Source organism: Arthrobacter sp. STN4, from assembly GCF_024539665.1.
In the GTDB taxonomy this organism is placed as follows: Bacteria; Actinomycetota; Actinomycetes; order Actinomycetales; family Micrococcaceae; genus Specibacter.
The window spans coordinates 60,898-76,130 of the sequence record NZ_JAKZGX010000007.1 but is presented as its reverse complement, the minus strand read 5'-3'; the positions used below and the strand labels follow the sequence as shown (position 1 = coordinate 76,130).

The 15,233-nt window shown below is 67.3% G+C and carries 12 protein-coding genes, 2 tRNA genes and 1 pseudogene; 13 read left to right on the top strand and 2 right to left on the bottom strand.

Annotated elements, in window-relative coordinates:
- Positions 1-10 precede the first annotated feature (10 nt).
- The 3 genes from MMF96_RS07480 to MMF96_RS07470 all read left to right on the top strand — a co-directional run bounded on the left by MMF96_RS07480 (position 11) and on the right by MMF96_RS07470 (position 2,623).
- The gene (locus MMF96_RS07480) at positions 11-1,000 is read left to right on the top strand and encodes a hypothetical protein (protein WP_256883089.1); all 990 of its coding nucleotides are present in this window, start codon (positions 11-13) and stop codon (positions 998-1,000) included.
- Positions 1,001-1,057: 57 nt separating this feature from the next.
- Positions 1,058-1,531: a ribose-5-phosphate isomerase gene (locus tag MMF96_RS07475; RefSeq protein WP_176616400.1), complete on the top strand. Its 474-nt coding sequence runs from the start codon at positions 1,058-1,060 to the stop codon at positions 1,529-1,531.
- A gap of 132 nt (positions 1,532-1,663) precedes the next feature.
- Positions 1,664-2,623 carry a DNA glycosylase gene (locus MMF96_RS07470; RefSeq protein WP_256883088.1) on the top strand — a complete coding sequence of 320 codons (960 nt, stop codon included), beginning with the start codon at positions 1,664-1,666 and terminating at the stop codon, positions 2,621-2,623.
- A gap of 60 nt (positions 2,624-2,683) precedes the next feature.
- On the opposite strand, the gene MMF96_RS07465 is transcribed toward MMF96_RS07470, so the two are convergent.
- Positions 2,684-2,757: transfer RNA gene (locus tag MMF96_RS07465), tRNA-Gly, on the bottom strand.
- 148 nt (positions 2,758-2,905) lie between these two features.
- Here MMF96_RS07465 and MMF96_RS07460 point away from each other — a divergent pair.
- The 9 genes and pseudogenes from MMF96_RS07460 to MMF96_RS07420 form a co-directional block, all read left to right on the top strand.
- Positions 2,906-2,978 (top strand) — tRNA-Pro (locus MMF96_RS07460).
- Between the two features lie 88 nt (positions 2,979-3,066).
- On the top strand, positions 3,067-4,440 hold the full coding sequence (tig, locus tag MMF96_RS07455) for a trigger factor (RefSeq protein ID WP_256883087.1): 1,374 nt from the start codon (positions 3,067-3,069) through the stop codon (positions 4,438-4,440).
- A 305-nt stretch (positions 4,441-4,745) separates the two neighbouring features.
- Complete coding sequence (locus tag MMF96_RS07450; RefSeq protein ID WP_176616403.1) at positions 4,746-5,366, top strand: ATP-dependent Clp protease proteolytic subunit; 621 nt, start codon at positions 4,746-4,748, stop codon at positions 5,364-5,366.
- Between the two features lie 35 nt (positions 5,367-5,401).
- The gene (locus MMF96_RS07445) at positions 5,402-6,076 is read left to right on the top strand and encodes an ATP-dependent Clp protease proteolytic subunit (RefSeq protein ID WP_176616404.1); all 675 of its coding nucleotides are present in this window, start codon (positions 5,402-5,404) and stop codon (positions 6,074-6,076) included.
- Positions 6,077-6,251: 175 nt separating this feature from the next.
- Positions 6,252-7,538 carry an ATP-dependent Clp protease ATP-binding subunit ClpX gene (clpX, locus tag MMF96_RS07440; RefSeq protein WP_176616405.1) on the top strand — a complete coding sequence of 429 codons (1,287 nt, stop codon included), beginning with the start codon at positions 6,252-6,254 and terminating at the stop codon, positions 7,536-7,538.
- A 65-nt stretch (positions 7,539-7,603) separates the two neighbouring features.
- A complete protein-coding gene (locus tag MMF96_RS07435; protein ID WP_256883086.1) occupies positions 7,604-8,224 on the top strand; it encodes a DsbA family protein in 621 nt (206 codons plus the stop codon).
- 449 nt (positions 8,225-8,673) lie between these two features.
- Positions 8,674-9,819 carry a glycosyltransferase family 1 protein gene (locus MMF96_RS07430; RefSeq protein ID WP_256883085.1) on the top strand — a complete coding sequence of 382 codons (1,146 nt, stop codon included), beginning with the start codon at positions 8,674-8,676 and terminating at the stop codon, positions 9,817-9,819.
- Entirely contained in the window at positions 9,816-11,159 is a 1,344-nt protein-coding gene (locus MMF96_RS07425; protein ID WP_256883084.1) for a UDP-glucose/GDP-mannose dehydrogenase family protein, read from the top strand. The genes MMF96_RS07430 and MMF96_RS07425 overlap by 4 nt, the downstream gene beginning before the upstream one ends.
- Positions 11,156-11,899: pseudogene (locus MMF96_RS07420) on the top strand (SGNH/GDSL hydrolase family protein); the annotation flags it as partial. The gene MMF96_RS07425 and the pseudogene MMF96_RS07420, both read left to right, overlap by 4 nt.
- A 110-nt stretch (positions 11,900-12,009) precedes the next feature.
- On the opposite strand, the gene valS reads toward MMF96_RS07420, so the two are convergent.
- Entirely contained in the window at positions 12,010-14,631 is a 2,622-nt protein-coding gene (valS, locus tag MMF96_RS07415) for a valine--tRNA ligase (RefSeq protein ID WP_256883083.1), read from the bottom strand.
- A 229-nt stretch (positions 14,632-14,860) separates the two neighbouring features.
- Between valS and MMF96_RS07410 the strand changes: the two genes are divergently transcribed.
- Positions 14,861-15,217 (top strand): DUF488 domain-containing protein, encoded by a 357-nt coding sequence (locus MMF96_RS07410; RefSeq protein ID WP_256883082.1) that lies wholly within the window; start codon positions 14,861-14,863, stop codon positions 15,215-15,217.
- The last annotated feature ends 16 nt before the right edge of the window (positions 15,218-15,233 follow it).

Sequence of the window (15,233 nt, the reverse complement as noted above, 5' to 3'; positions counted from 1 at the left end):
AGTAGGGACCATGGACGCCCCCGCATCGGAGAACAGCAACGACCGGCACATTGACGCCCGGGCGCTGCGCTTCGCCATGATCTTCCCGGTGCTGCTGTGCCTGGGCCTGGTGGGCGGCGGCCTGCTGGTGGCCGGCAGGCTTCCCGCAGGGGCGGTGCTGCCCACCGGCGGCGGTGCCCTGCCGCTGCCCGCATTCCTGGCCGTGGCCGTGGCCGTGACGCTGGGCCTGGGCGCAGGCATCGGCTTTTTCGGTGCGCGGACCACGCTGCCGCGCAACCTGCGCCGGATCCTGCTGGGCACCGCCATGGCACTGCAGCTGGCCTCCACCACCGTTTTTTCCGCCGCGCTCCTGGGCCAGTCCGGGCTGGGCGGTGCGGCCCCCGTGCGGTTGGACGGCTACGTGGTCATGATGGGCTGCGGGCTCGCCGCCGCCATGGGGGTGGTCCTGGCCCTGACGTTCAAGCCCGACGAACAGTGGACCGGGGCCGACGACGAGGCGCTCGCGGAACTGCTGGAAATCGAGGCGGACCCCACGGTGGCCAACGACCGCCTGTTCTACGCCATCCACCCGCGCAGCTCCGTGGTCATCATGATCCTGCTGGCCGGGATCCTGCCCGGGGGCGTCCTGACAGTGGTCAGTCCCTGGCTCCTGCTGGCCCTGGCCCTGGCCGCCGGGCTGGTCGTGGCCCTGCTCAGCGCCACCGTCCATGTGGACAGGCAGCGGCTCGTGGTCAAGCTCGCCGGGGTGGTGCCGGTCATCGCCATGGCCTGCACCGACGTCGAAGCGGCCGTGTCACTGGACATCAAGGCGCGGGACTACGGCGGCTGGGGCCTGCGCAAGCACAGCGGCAGTGAAAGCTTCCTGGCGTTCTCGGGGGCCGCCGTCGTCCTGCGGGACGTCAGGGGCAGGGTGGTCCTCGGCGCCCCCAACCTGGACACGGCCGACGACCTTGCCGCGATCCTCAACCGGCGTGCGGGCAAGCGGCCCGGTCAACACTGAGGCGGCGGTTTCGGTAGGCTGGAGGCAACTGCACCCCTCAAGCCTGAAGGACCACCCATGCGCGTTCACATCGCAACCGACCACGCCGGCATGGAGCTCAGCTCCCACCTCATCACCGCACTGGCCGCCAAGGGCTACGAGATGGTGGACCACGGCCCCGCAGCCTACGACCCCGAGGACGACTACCCTTCGTTCTGCATCAACGCCGCGCTCGCGGTCGTGGCCGACCAGGCGGCCGGCGTGGACGCGCTGGGGATTGTGCTCGGCGGCTCCGGCAACGGCGAGCAGATCGCCGCGAACAAGGTCAAGGGCGTGCGCGCAGCACTCGTCTGGAACCTGGACACCGCCAAGCTGGCCCGCGAACACAACGACGCCAACGTGGTGGCCGTGGGCGGGCGCCAGCACAGCGTTGAGGAGGCCACCGGGCTGATCGAGGCGTTCCTGGCCGAACCGTTCAGCAACGCCGAACGCCACGTGCGCCGCATCGGCAAAATCGCCGCGTACGAGGCCACCGGCGAAGTTTCCGCCTGACCCTGCCCGTACTGTTACGCCTGATTTGAAGGGAGCCCGGTGTGGGCAGGCCGCTGAAGCCGGGGAACCGGCAGCCGGTGTTTGACCGCCGCACACCGGTCCCGGGCGGGGCGCCGGAGCACGGAGGCCCCCGTGCCTGAGGGGCATTCTGTCCACCGGCTGGCCCGGCAGTTCAACGACGTCTTTGGCGGCGCCCTGCTGGCCGTCTCCAGCCCGCAGGGGAAGTTCACCGCGGGCGCCGCGCGCGTGGACGGGCAGGTGTTGGAACTGGCCGAGGCCCATGGCAAGCAGTTGTTCATGTTCTTCCGGCACGAGCTCGTCATGCGCGTCCACCTGGGCCTCTACGGCGCCTGGGACTTTGGCGGCGATGCAACGTTTGCCGGTGCGTCCAGCATTGGCGCACCGCGGCGGATTGGCGAGCAGGAGCTTGCCCCGGACGACGGCGGCACGCCCTACAGCGGGCCGCCGGAACCCAAGGGCGCCGTCCGGGCGCGGCTGGTGTCGGCCCACGGTTGGGCGGATCTCCGCGGCCCGGCAGCCTGCGAGGTGCTGACTGTGGCCGGTGCCGCCACGGTGCGCGCCAAGCTGGGGCCGGACCCGCTGCTCAACCGGCCCGGCGACCGTGCGGAGTTCGTGCGGCGCCTGTGCCAGAGTGCCACCCCCATTGCCCTGCAGCTGATGAAGCAGGAGGTGCTGGCCGGCGTGGGAAACGTGTACCGGGCCGAGGTCCTGTTCCGGCGCGGCCTGGACCCCCGGCTGCCAGGCACCTCGCTGGGTGCCGGTGAGGCCGGGGAGCTGTGGGACGACATTGCGCTGGTGATGGCCGACGGCGTCAGCGACGGCCGTATCATCACCACAGAACTGGCCGACCGGCCCTCGGGACGTGGCGCCGGGGCGGGCCACGCACTGGGTGGGGGAGACGGGCAGGGTGACGTCCCGGCGTCGACCATCAACAAGGACGTGCCGGTGGCCGACGCCCACTACGTCTACAAGCGCAACGGGCTGCCGTGCCGGCACTGCGGCACCGCGGTGGCCATGGCGGAGCTGGGCGGGCGCAAGCTGTACTGGTGCCCGGGGTGCCAAGGGGGTTAAAAGCGTAAACCCCGGATCTTGACTGGCTCGATCAGCGGGGCGTCTGGATCAGGGGTTTGGTGGAGGGGGCGACGGGAATCGAACCCGCGTAATCAGTTTGGAAGACTGAGGCTTTACCATTAAGCTACGCCCCCGAAAAGTTCGCCTTTCGGCTGAACAACTCCTCGATACTAGCAATGCACCCGGCGGGCCGCAAATCCGTCACGGCCAGCCGGGCGTGGCGGCGGGGCCGGGCAGATTGTGCATCCGCCAAGGTTTGCCCGTAGACTGTTGCGGGCACTACGGGGCGTAGCGTAGTGGCTAGCGCGCCTGCTTTGGGAGCAGGAGACCGCAGGTTCGAGTCCTGTCGCCCCGACTCAGCATTATCCGGTTCACGTTTGGTCAGTGACTGCCCATGTGCTGGTGCCTAACATCCACCAACAGACCATCAGGAGTACCACGCTGTGAAGAGCGCTGTCGAAAACCTCACGCCCACCAGGGTAAAGCTCAATGTCGAGGTTTCCTTTGAGGAATTGAAGCCGAACATTGCCGAGGCTTATAAGACGATTGCCACACAGGTCCAGGTGCCTGGCTTCCGCAAGGGCAAGGTCCCCAACAAGCTGATCGACCAGCGCGTGGGCCGCGGCTACGTCCTGGAAACCGCCATCAACGAGGGCCTCAACGGCTGGTACCAGAACGCGGTCATCGAAACCGGCATCAGCCCGCTCAGCCGCCCCGAGGTTGAGATCACCGAGGTCCCGGACCCCACCGCCACCGACGGCGAACTGAAGTTCCACGTCGAGATCGACATCCGCCCCGAGATCGAGCTGCCCGACTACGAGGGCATCGAGGTTGAGGTTGAGGCGCTCGAGGCCACCGACGAGGACACCGATAAGGCCCTGGACGACCTCCGCGGCCGCTTCGGCACGCTCAAGGCTGCCGACCGCCCCGCCGCCGACGGCGACTTCGTCACCATCAACATCGCCGCCAAAATCGACGGCAAGGAGGTCGACTCCGCAGCCGACCTGTCCTACCAGATCGGTGCCGGCAACATGCTTGAGGGCCTGGACGAGGCCGCGACCGGCCTCTCCGCCGGCGAGGAAGCCATCTTCGAGAGCAAGCTGGCCGGCGGCGAGCACGCCGGCGAAGACGCCCAGGTCACCGTGAAGGTCACCGCCGTCAAGGTTCGCGAACTGCCCGAAGCCAATGACGACTTTGCCCAGCTGGCCTCCGAGTTCGACACCATTGCCGAACTGCGCGAGGACCTGGCCAAGCAGGCCGCCGACGCCAAGACGGTTGAGCAGGGCGTCGAGGCCCGCGACAAGGTCCTGGACAAGCTCGTCGAGCTCATCGAGGTCCCCGTCCCCGAGTCCGTCGTGGCAGAGCAGCTCGAGCAGCACTTCAAGCCGGAGAACTCACACGGTGAAGGCCACGACTCCGAGGAACACCGCGCCGAGGTCAAGGAAAACACCGAGCGTGCGTTCCGCAACGAGATTATCCTCGACGCTGTCGCGGAGAAGGAAGAAATCGGTGTCAGCCAGGCCGAGCTGATCGACTACATCGTCTCCTCCGCCAGCCAGTACGGCATGGACCCGAACCAGTTCGCGCAGATGCTCGACTCCTCCGGCCAGGTCAACATGATCGTCGGCGAAGTCCGCCGCCGCAAGGCCCTCGCCGCGGTGCTGGCCAAGGCCTCCGTGAAGGACACCAAGGGCGACGCCGTGGACCTCACCGACTTTGTCTCCGTCTCCTCCGACGAGGACGAGACCGCCGGGGACGCCTCTGACGAGGTCATCGAGCCGACCGCCGTGACCGACCCGGGCGAAGTCCGCATCTAATTGCCCTACGCCTTGGGCGTGAAGCCCTACGCCTTGGGCATGGCCAGGCCGTTGCCGGTTCCCTTCACGGGAACCGGCAACGGTTTTTTCATGCCCCGCGCCGGGCGTGCGCCGCGATTTTCACCGGCAGCCCGCAAACCGTGCGCCGTCAGCGAACAGCACGCTTTTGCGAAACAAAACACGGCCGAAAAAGGCTACTGTCCAAGTAGTGAAGATTAGTGATGGCCCGCGTTGGGCCGGTCGTGGCGGTACCTGCCGGCACGGTCACGGACCAGCGGACCGCACGAAGGAGAGGTAAGTCCACGATGGCACAGCAAACCACACCGACCATGGCCGGCCCGGATTCGTCAGGCCCGGACCAGTACATCTACAACCGCCTGCTCAAGGAACGCATCATCTGGCTCGGCTCGGAAGTGCGCGACGACAACGCCAACCTGATCTGCTCACAGCTCCTGCTGCTCTCCGCCGAGGACCCGGAAAAGGACATCTTCCTGTACATCAACTCGCCCGGCGGCTCCGTCACGGCAGGCATGGCCATCTACGACACCATGGAGTTCATCCCGAACGACGTCGTGACCGTCGCCACCGGGCTGGCCGCTTCCATGGGCCAGTTCCTCCTCTCCTCCGGCACCAAGGGCAAGCGCTATGCGACGCCCAACGCACGCATCCTCATGCACCAGCCCTCCGGCGGCATCGGGGGAACGGCGTCGGACATCAAGATCCAGGCCGAACTGATCCTGCACATGAAAAAGGTCATGGCTGAACTGACCGCCGAACAGACCGGGCAGACCGTGGAGAAGATCCTTACGGACAACGACCGCGACAAGTGGTTCACGGCCGAGGAAGCGCTTGAATACGGCTTCTTTGACAAGATCAGCCGGCACGCGGGCACGGTGTCCGGCGGCGGCGGAACCAGCGCGAACTAACCGGCCAAAGAACAATTTCCAGGAGCACAGCAGACATGACTTACAACTTTGGCGGTTCGGCCTTTGGCAGCACTGCCGGCAATCTTCCCACCAGCCGCTACGTCCTCCCGCAGTTCGAGGAGCGCACGCCCTACGGCTTCAAGCGCCAGGACCCGTACACCAAGCTGTTTGAGGACCGCATCATCTTCCTGGGCGTCCAGGTCGACGACGCCTCCGCCGACGACGTCATGGCGCAGCTGCTGGTGCTCGAGGCCGACGACACCGACCGCGACATCACGCTGTACATCAACTCGCCCGGCGGATCGTTCACGGCCATGACGGCCATCTACGACACCATGCAGTTCATCCGCCCCGAAATCCAGACCGTCTGCCTGGGCCAGGCCGCCTCCGCAGCGGCCGTGCTGCTGGCAGCAGGCACCCCCGGAAAGCGCCTGGCACTGCCCAACGCGCGCGTGCTGATCCACCAGCCGGCCCTGTCCGGCGGCCAGGGCGGCCAGGCCTCGGACCTGGAAATCCAGGCCAACGAGGTCATGCGCATGCGCGAATGGCTGGAAAACACGCTGTCGGCACACTCGGGCCGCACGCCCGCTCAGGTCAGCAACGACATTGAGCGCGACAACATCCTCACCGCCGCCGAGGCCAAGGACTACGGCCTGATCGACGAAGTGCTTGAACCCCGCAAGATCAAGCCGGCGGCCATCGCCCGCTGATCCGCCACGCGCGGGCGGGGCAAAAACCGCCCCGCCCCGCGCGTACCTTCCACCCTTTGTCGGAGCCTTGCCCTAGAGTGGAACCATACGCAAGGCAGGGCGGCCCAGGCTGCCGGAATCGCAACAACCAATGGCAGCGGCGCACGCCGGCTGCCATTCGCGGAAGGACGCACACATGGCCAGGATGGGCGAAAGCACTGATCTGCTGAAGTGTTCCTTCTGCGGCAAAAGCCAAAAGCAGGTCCGCAAGCTCATTGCGGGCCCGGGCGTGTACATTTGTGACGAATGCATCGAGCTGTGCAATGAGATCATTGACGAGGAACTGGCCGAGGTGGCCGAACTCGACGCGTTCGAGCTGCCCAAGCCGCGGGAGATCTTTGACTTCCTGCAGGAGTACGTCATTGGCCAGGAACCGGCCAAGCGCTCCCTGTCCGTGGCCGTGTACAACCACTACAAGCGCATCCAGTCCGGCCATGCGGTCAAGTCCAACACGCTGGCCGGCACCGTCCACGACGAAGTGGAAATTGCCAAGTCCAACATCCTGTTGGTGGGACCCACCGGCTGCGGCAAGACCTACCTGGCCCAGACCCTGGCCCGCCGTCTCAACGTCCCCTTCGCCGTGGCGGATGCCACGGCCCTGACCGAGGCAGGCTACGTCGGTGAGGATGTGGAAAACATCCTCCTCAAGCTCATCCAGGCCGCCGACTTCGACGTCAAGAAGGCCGAACAGGGCATCATCTACATTGACGAGATCGACAAGATCTCGCGCAAGTCCGAGAACCCCTCCATCACCCGTGACGTCTCCGGCGAGGGTGTGCAGCAGGCGCTGCTGAAAATCCTGGAGGGCACCGTGGCCTCCGTGCCGCCGCAGGGCGGACGCAAGCACCCGCACCAGGAATTCATCCAGATCGACACCACCAACGTGCTGTTCATCGTCGCCGGCGCCTTTGCCGGGCTCGAGGACATCATCGGTGCGCGGGCCGGCAAGAAGGGCATCGGCTTTGGCGCCCCGCTCAGCGCCCTCAAGCAGTCCGAGGCCAGCTACGCCGACGTCATGCCCGAGGACCTGCTCAAGTTCGGGCTCATCCCCGAATTCATCGGCCGGCTGCCCGTCATCACCACCGTGACCCAGCTGGACCGCAGCGCGCTGATCCAGATCCTCACCGAGCCCAAGAACGCCCTCATCAAGCAGTACCAAAAGATGTTCACGCTCGACGGCGTTGACCTCGAGTTTGAGGACGACGCCCTCGCCGCCATTGCCGACCAGGCCCTGGCCCGGGGGACCGGTGCCCGCGGGCTGCGCGCCATCCTCGAGGAAGTGCTGCAGCCGGTCATGTTCGACCTCCCCAGCCGCGAGGACATCTCCACCGCCGTCATTACCGCCGACGTGGTCAACAAACTGGCGGAGCCGAACCTGATCCCGCACGATGTTGTTGCCAAGCGCAGGAACAAGTCCGCCTGATCGGCTGTTATGCCTTACAGGCGTGTAAGCCGCCCACCTTTGTGAGCCGATCTGAGGAGACCACCTTGTCTGAAACTGCCGCTGCCGAAAAGGCCGATTTTTGGTTTGACCCCGCCTGCCCCTATGCCTGGGCCACGTCCAGGTGGATCGGCGAGGTGGAGAAGGTCCGCAATATCACCGTTGACTGGCATGTCATGAGCCTGGCGGTCCTCAACGAAGGCCGCGACGAACTGCCCGCCGACTACCGGGCGTTCCTGGCGACGGCCTGGGGCCCCGTCCGGGTCATCATCGCCGCCGCACAGGAGCACGGCAGCGAAGTCATCAAGCCGCTCTATGACGCCATGGGAACCCACATCCACTACAACGGCGACAAGGACATTGACAATGTCATCGCCAAGTCCCTCGCCGAGGTCGGGCTGCCGGCGGGGCTGGCCGCCGCCGCCACCTCCACCGAATACGACGACGCCCTGCGCGCCAGCCACGAGGAAGGCATCAGCCAGGTGGGACAGGAGGTGGGCACGCCCATCGTCGCATTCAACGGGACGGCGTTCTTTGGCCCGGTCATCACCCGCATTCCGCGCGGCGAAGAGGCCGGGAAGCTGTGGGATGCCACCACCACCCTGGCCGGCTTCCCGTACTTCTTCGAGATCAAGCGCACCCGCACGGAAAGCCCGCAGTTCGGGTAGTTTCCCGGGGCACGGGGCGGGGCGCATACTTTTCTTACCCAATCCTTCGGGAGAGGGGATGGACGCCAGAAATTCAACGACAGAACCGAAAAGAAAATTGAGCACCACCTCACGGCGGAGGCTCGTTAATTGAAGGAACTGGAAGCCGGTGACGCGGCTAAAGGCGTTGAATGTCAACGGAGTCCAACAGACCGCCGAACGTCACACGGTGGCCGAAAGCCGAAGCCCCACCGACGGCAAAATGCCGATGGGGCTTCCCCTTTGCCCACCGTCCGCAACTGGGTCGCAGTTGTTGCGGAAAATACGCGATTTCCGGCCAATTTCCTGCAACAACTGCGACCCACCTGCCCCGGCGGCAGAGGGTGGGCCGGACCGGCGTTAACCCACTCTTCACCGGGACGTTCCCCGAGTTCCGGACACCGGCCATGTCTGCCCGACACGCTGGGGGCGTGAAGGTTGCCATAGTTGCTGAATCGTTCCTGCCGGACATGAACGGGGTCACCCATTCCCTGTTGAAAATCCTCCAACACCTTAAGCAGCGCGGCGACGAGGTCCTGGTCATTGCCCCGTCCACCACCGCCGACGCGCCACGCCGGGTGGAGGGCGCCACCGTATGGCGCCTGCCTGCCATGCCTGTGGCAGGCTACCGCAACGTGCGGGTGGCCGTGGGCGGGGTGGCCCGTGTCCGGGCGATGCTCGCCGCCTTCAACCCGGACATTGTCCACCTCGCGTCCCCGTTCGTACTGGGCTGGCGCGGGGTGCGCGCCGCCCAACAGCTGGGCCTGCCCACCGTGGCCGTGTACCAGACCGACGTCCCCGGCTATGCCGCAAAGTACGGCATGCCGTTTCTGGAGAACTGGGCGTGGGCACGGGTGGAGCGGATTCACATGGCCGCCACGCGGACGCTTGCCCCGTCCACGGATGCCATCAACCAGCTGCGCGGGCACGGGGTCCCGCGCGTCGAGCTGTGGCGCCGCGGCGTGGACACCGGCCGGTTCCATCCGTCCAAGCGAAGCGAGGCATTCCGGCGCCTCGTGGCGCCCCGGGGCGAAACGGTCATTGGCTATGTAGGCCGGCTCGCCCTGGAAAAGCAGGTGGCAGACCTTGCCGTCCTGGCCGGCATCCCCGGCACGCGACTGGTGGTGGTGGGTGACGGCCCGCAGCGCCAGGAACTCCAGGAGGCCCTGCCCCATGCCCACTTCACGGGCTTCGTGGCGGGGGAGAAGCTGGCCGCCGCCATGGCCTCACTGGACCTTTTTGTCCACCCGGGCGAGCTGGAAACGTTCTGCCAGACCATCCAGGAAGCCATGGCGTCCGGCGTGCCGGTGGTGGCCACGGGCCGCGGCGGCCCCCTTGACCTGGTGGACTCCTCGCGCACCGGCTGGCTCTACCAGCCCGGCGAGCTGGGCGAACTGCGCGGCTATGTGGAGGACCTGGTGGGCGACGGTGCCAAGCGGGCCGCGTTCGGATCGGCGGCCCGCGCCGCGGTCGAGGGCCGTACCTGGGCTGTGGTTTGCGGGCAGCTCATGGAACTGTACAGCGAGACCATCGACCGGCACGCCCGCCAGGGCGCTGGCCTGGGAGGGTTCAAGTGAAAGTTTCCGTCATTGGCTGCGGCTACCTGGGCGCGGTCCATGCCGCAGCCCTCGCCTCCCTGGGGCACCACGTCACGGGCCTGGACACCGACTCCGCCAAGGTCTCCCTGCTGGCGCGGGCTGAGGCACCTTTCCACGAACCCGGGCTGCCCGCCCTGCTGCAGGAAGGAAGCGACTCCGGCCGGCTCACGTTCAACACCGACCCCGTCCGGCTCGCCGGAGCCCGCGTCCACTTCATCTGCGTGGGCACGCCCCAGGCGAAAACGGGCAACGGGGCAGACCTGGGACAGCTGCGCGGGGCCGTCGAGGCGCTGCGCCCGCACCTGGCCCCGGGGGACCTGGTCGTGGGCAAGTCCACGGTCCCCGTCGGCACGTCCGCGGGCGTGGCAGCCCTTCTCGCCGGAACCGGTGCCATGCTGGCGTGGAATCCGGAGTTCCTGCGCCAGGGGACGGCCGTGAAGGATTCCCTGATGCCGGACCGCATAGTCTACGGGCTGCCCGAAGGGGAAGACCGCCTGGCGGCCCGTGACATGTTCGACGCCGTTTACGCACCCCTCCTGGAGCGCGGCACCCCGTGCGTTGCCACCGATTATGCAACGGCAGAACTTATCAAGGTTGCCGCCAACGCGTTCCTGGCCCTCAAGCTTTCCTACATCAACGCCGTCGGCGAGCTGTGCGGGCAGGTGGGGGCCGACGTCGTCGACCTGGCCGGGGCCCTGGGGCACGACGCCCGCATCGGCGCCGGCTACCTCCGGGCCGGCGTCGGGTTTGGCGGCGGCTGCCTGCCCAAGGACCTGCGCTCGTTCCGGGTACAGGCGCAGGAGCACGGCGTGGAATCGCTCGACGAACTGCTCTCCCTCGTGGACGGCATCAATGCCGACGCCCGCTACCGTGCCGCCGAGGCCGCGGTGGCCATGTGCGACGGGCAGGTGGCCGGGCGCCGGATCACCGTCCTGGGCGCGGCGTTCAAGCCCCACACCGACGACACCCGGGACTCGCCCGCCCTGGACATCGCCCTGCAGCTGGCCGCCCAGGGTGCCCAAGTCACCGTCAGCGACCCGCAGGCCGCAGGCCACGCCTGGCTGGCGCACCCACAGCTGGAGTTCGAGCCGGAGGCACTGGAGGCCCTGCGCGGCGCCGAGCTGACGATGCTGCTCACTGAGTGGCCGGAGTTCACCGCCCTGGACCCGGCGGAGGTGGCCGCCGTCGTGGACCGGCCTGCCATGGTCGATGGCCGCAACGCCTTGGACGCCGGTGCCTGGCGCGCCGCGGGCTGGGAATACCGCGGGATCGGGAAGGGGACCGGGCCGCACGTGGAGGCTGCCCGGACGGCCGTCTGAGACGTGGGGCAAGGGTGAGGTACGTGGCGCTGGGGGACTCGTTCACCGAGGGGGTGGGCGACCCCAACAAGCACCTGCCCAACGGCGTGCGCGGCTGGGCCGACCGCGTTGCCGAGGGACTGGCCCGGCACGAACCCGGTTGGGAGTACGCCAACCTGGCCATCCGCAGCAAGCGCCTGCGCCACATCCTGGCCGAACAGCTCGGACCCGCCGTCGCCATGGAGCCGAGCCTCGTCACGCTGTACGCGGGCGGCAACGACGTCATGGACATCGGCACGCGCGTCGCGGACATCCTGGCCCAGTATGAGGCGCTCGTCGCCGGACTGGCAGCCACGGGAGCGCAGCTGCTGCTGTTCACGGGCTACGACATCGAAGTTTCCGCAGTGCTTGCCCCGCTGCGGCGCAAGAACCACCTGTACAACGACGGCGTCCGGCGCATCGCCGGGCGCCACGGCGCCGTGGTGGTCGACTTTGCCACCTTCGAGGCCTACCGGAACCCCCACTTTTGGTGTCCGGACCGCCTGCACATGTCCAAGGCAGGCCACAAGTACATGGCCGGACAGGTCCTGGACCTGCTCGGCGTGCCCCACGGCATTGGTCCCAAACACAAAAAGCAAGGTCCCGCCCCCACCTGGAGACAGTGGGGACGGGACCTGTACCGGTGGACCACAGAGTGGGTGCTGCCCATGTTCGCCCGCAAGCTGCGCGGGGTGACTCTCGGTGACACGCTCACACCGCGCTGACCCGAGCCGGTGCGCGTGCCACGGCGGAAAGGCCTGCGGAAGCTGGCGCTGGGCCCACGCGCCCGAGGGGCCCCGGCCGAGGAACGAGGCCGGGGAGGGCGTGGGGATTAGGCCTGGACGGGTTCCTCAGCCGGCGCCAGCACGACGTCGGACACCGCGAGTCCGCCGGTGTCCTCGGCCACCGTGAGGTCCAGGGCGTTCGCGGCGGCCGTGAGGTCGCCGAGCCCGGCGCGCAGCTGCGCGGCCTGGGCCGCATCCGCGGTGACGGTGGCCGAAAGCACCTGGGTGCGCTGCTTGACCTTGGCCTCGGACTTGGCCTTGCGGATGCCGCCCAGCGCGGCGCCGACGGTGGCCAGCATGGTGGTGTCGCCGTCGTTCACCTCCACTGCCGCGGGCCAGGACGCGCGGTGGACGGAGCCGGTGCGCCACCAGCTCCAGACCTCCTCCGTGGCGAACGGCAGGAACGGTGCGAACAGGCGCAGCAGTGAATCCAGCGTGGTGGCCAGTGCCGCCAGCACGGACGCCTGCTCGGCATCGCCGGCCGCACCATAGGCACGGTCCTTGATCAGCTCCACATAGTCATCCGTGAAGTGCCAGAAGAAGCTCTCGGTGATCTGCAGGGCCTTGGCGTAGTCATACTTTTCAAACGCCGAGGTTGACTGGCGAACGACGTCGGCCAGCTGGGCCAGCACGGCGCGGTCCAACGGGTTGGTGGCCACGTCCGTGGCGCCTGTGATGACGTCGGCATCCGTGGCGCCCAGGTTCAGCACGAACTTGGAGGCGTTGAGCAGCTTGATGGCCAGGCGGCGGCCGATCTTCATCTGCGCAATCTCATAGGCGGTGTCGGCACCAAGCTTGGCCGAGGCGGCCCAGTAGCGGACGGCGTCGGCACCGTAGGCGTCGAGCACGTCGTTGGGGACCACCACGTTGCCCTTGGACTTGGACATCTTCTTGCGGTCCGGGTCCAGGATCCAGCCCGAAATGGCGGCGTGCTTCCACGGCGCGCTCTCCTGGAGCGCATCGGCACGCACGGCCGAGGAAAACAGCCAGGTGCGGATGATGTCGTGGCCCTGCGGGCGCAGGTCGAACGGGTAGACCTTGGCGAACAGGTCCTCGTCCTGGCCCCAGCCGCCCACAATCTGCGGGGTCAGCGACGACGTGGCCCAGGTGTCCAGGACATCCGCGTCGCCGATGAAGCCGCCGGGCGCATTGCGCCGGTCCTCGGGGAAGCCGGGGGCCGCGTCCGCCGCCGGGTCCACCGGGAGCATGTCCGCCGTGGGCAGGATGGGGTGGTCGTAGTCCGGGTTCGCGTCCGCATCCAGTGGATACCAGACCGGGACCGGTACGCCAAAGAAACGCTGGCGGGAGACGAGCCAGTCGCCGTTCAGCCCGGAAATCCAGTTGTCGTAGCGAGAGCGCATGAAGGCGGGGTGGAATTCGATCTCCTTGCCGCGGCTGATGAGGCGTTCGCGGCGGTCCTCATCGCGGCCGCCGTTGCGGATGTACCACTGGCGGGAGGTGACAACTTCCAGGGGTTTGTCCCCCTTTTCAAAGAAGTTCACGGGGTGCATGATCTTCTTCGGCTCGCCGTCGAGCAGCCCGATTTCGGCGAGCATCGCCACCACGCCTTCCTTGGCGCTGAAGACGGTCTTCCCGGCAATTTTGGCGTAGCTTTCGCGGCCCTCCTCCGTGGTGATCCATTCGGGGGTGTCGCCGAGGATCCGGCCGTCGCGGCCCACGATGGCCCGCGTGGGCAGCTGCAGTTCGCGCCACCAGGTGACGTCGGTCAGGTCGCCGAAGGTGCAGACCATGGCGATGCCGGAGCCCTTGTCCGCCTTGGCCAGCGGATGGGCGCGGACCTCAACCTCGACGCCGAACAGCGGCGAGGTGACCTTCTTGCCGAACAGCGGCTGGTAGCGTTCGTCGTCCGGGTTGGCAACGAGCGCCGCGCAGGCGGCCAGCAGTTCGGGGCGCGTGGTCTCGATGAAGACCTTCGTGCCGTCCTCGGCGAAAAAGGGGTAGCGGTAGTAGGCGCCGGCCACGTCGCGGTCCTCGAGCTCGGCCTGGGCCACGGCGGTGCGGAACGTGACGTCCCACAGCGTGGGGGCCTCGGCCATGTAGGCATCGCCGGCGGCCAGGTTGTCCAGGAAGGCGCGTTGGGACACCGCGCGCGAGTGGTTGTCGATGGTGCGGTAGCTCAGGTTCCAATCGACGGAAAGGCCCAGGGTCTGGAACAGGTTTTCAAAGACCTTCTCATCCTCGACGGCCAGCTCTTCGCAGAGCTCGATGAAGTTCCGGCGCGAGACGACGTCGAAATCACGCTGGTTCTTGGCGGGGGACGCGGGAGGGCGGTAGCCGGCGTCGTACGGGGTCTTCGGATCGCAGCGGACGCCGAAGTAGTTTTGGACGCGGCGCTCGGTGGGCAGGCCGTTGTCGTCCCAGCCCATCGGGTAGAACACGTTCTTGCCGTTCATGCGCTGGAAGCGGGCCAGGACGTCGGTCTGGGTGTAGGAAAACATGTGCCCCACGTGCAGTGAACCGGAGGCGGTGGGCGGGGGGGTGTCGATGGAGTACACCTGCTCCCGCGTGGTCTCACGGTTGAACCGGTACGTTCCCTCCTCGAGCCAACGCCGGGTCAGCGCCGCTTCCAGCCCTTCCAGTGCGGGCTTGTCGGGAACGTTGCTTGCGGGGGTTGCGGGCGTGTCTGTGCCCGGAGTGTTTTCAGCCATGGGCCAATTCTTTCATGAGTTCGTGCCGGAACAGGATTTCCGCGTGCGCAGCTGCCGGTGGACGGGGGCGCGGCGCCGCTTCGGAGCCGGCCGCGTTCCCTATGCGCCGAACCCGCCGTGGGTTTGGCGCCAGTGGACAAGATGCGCCGAACCGGGTGCGGGTCCGGCGCATAAGCGACGCAGGGGTGCCCGGAACCCGGCTTCAGGGCCCCGGGGCTATGATGCGGTCATGGGCACAATGCGGATTTTGCGGGTGTATGAGGACCCTGAACCGGACGAGTTCCGGATCCTGGTGGACCGGTTGTGGCCGCGCGGGATCAAGAAGGACCGCGTGGACGTTTGGCTGAAGGAGGCCGGACCCAGCACCGGGGTCCGCAACGCCTTCAACCACCAGCCGGAGAACTTTGCCACCTTCGTTAAGGACTACCGGGCGGAACTGGCCACAAACCCGGCCGTGGACCAGATCCGGGCGCTCGCGCAGGAACACCCCAAGGTGGTGCTGCTCTTCAGTGCCAAGGACCACCACGAAAACCAGGCCACGGTGCTGCTGGACTTCCTCAACGGCGTGGACACAAAACTGGGCTGACCGCGCGATAGATTGG

Bases quoted from the DNA above. Each gene is read 5' to 3' on its own strand.
- MMF96_RS07480 (WP_256883089.1), top strand. From the start codon at position 11: ATGGACGCCCCCGCATCGGAGAACAGCAACGACCGGCACATTGACGCC.
- MMF96_RS07445 (WP_176616404.1), top strand. From the start codon at position 5,402: ATGACTTACAACTTTGGCGGTTCGGCCTTTGGCAGCACTGCCGGCAAT.
- MMF96_RS07410 (WP_256883082.1), top strand. From the start codon at position 14,861: ATGGGCACAATGCGGATTTTGCGGGTGTATGAGGACCCTGAACCGGAC.
- valS (WP_256883083.1), bottom strand. From the start codon at position 14,631: ATGGCTGAAAACACTCCGGGCACAGACACGCCCGCAACCCCCGCAAGC.
- MMF96_RS07450 (WP_176616403.1), top strand. From the start codon at position 4,746: ATGGCACAGCAAACCACACCGACCATGGCCGGCCCGGATTCGTCAGGC.
- MMF96_RS07475 (WP_176616400.1), top strand. From the start codon at position 1,058: ATGCGCGTTCACATCGCAACCGACCACGCCGGCATGGAGCTCAGCTCC.
- clpX (WP_176616405.1), top strand. From the start codon at position 6,252: ATGGCCAGGATGGGCGAAAGCACTGATCTGCTGAAGTGTTCCTTCTGC.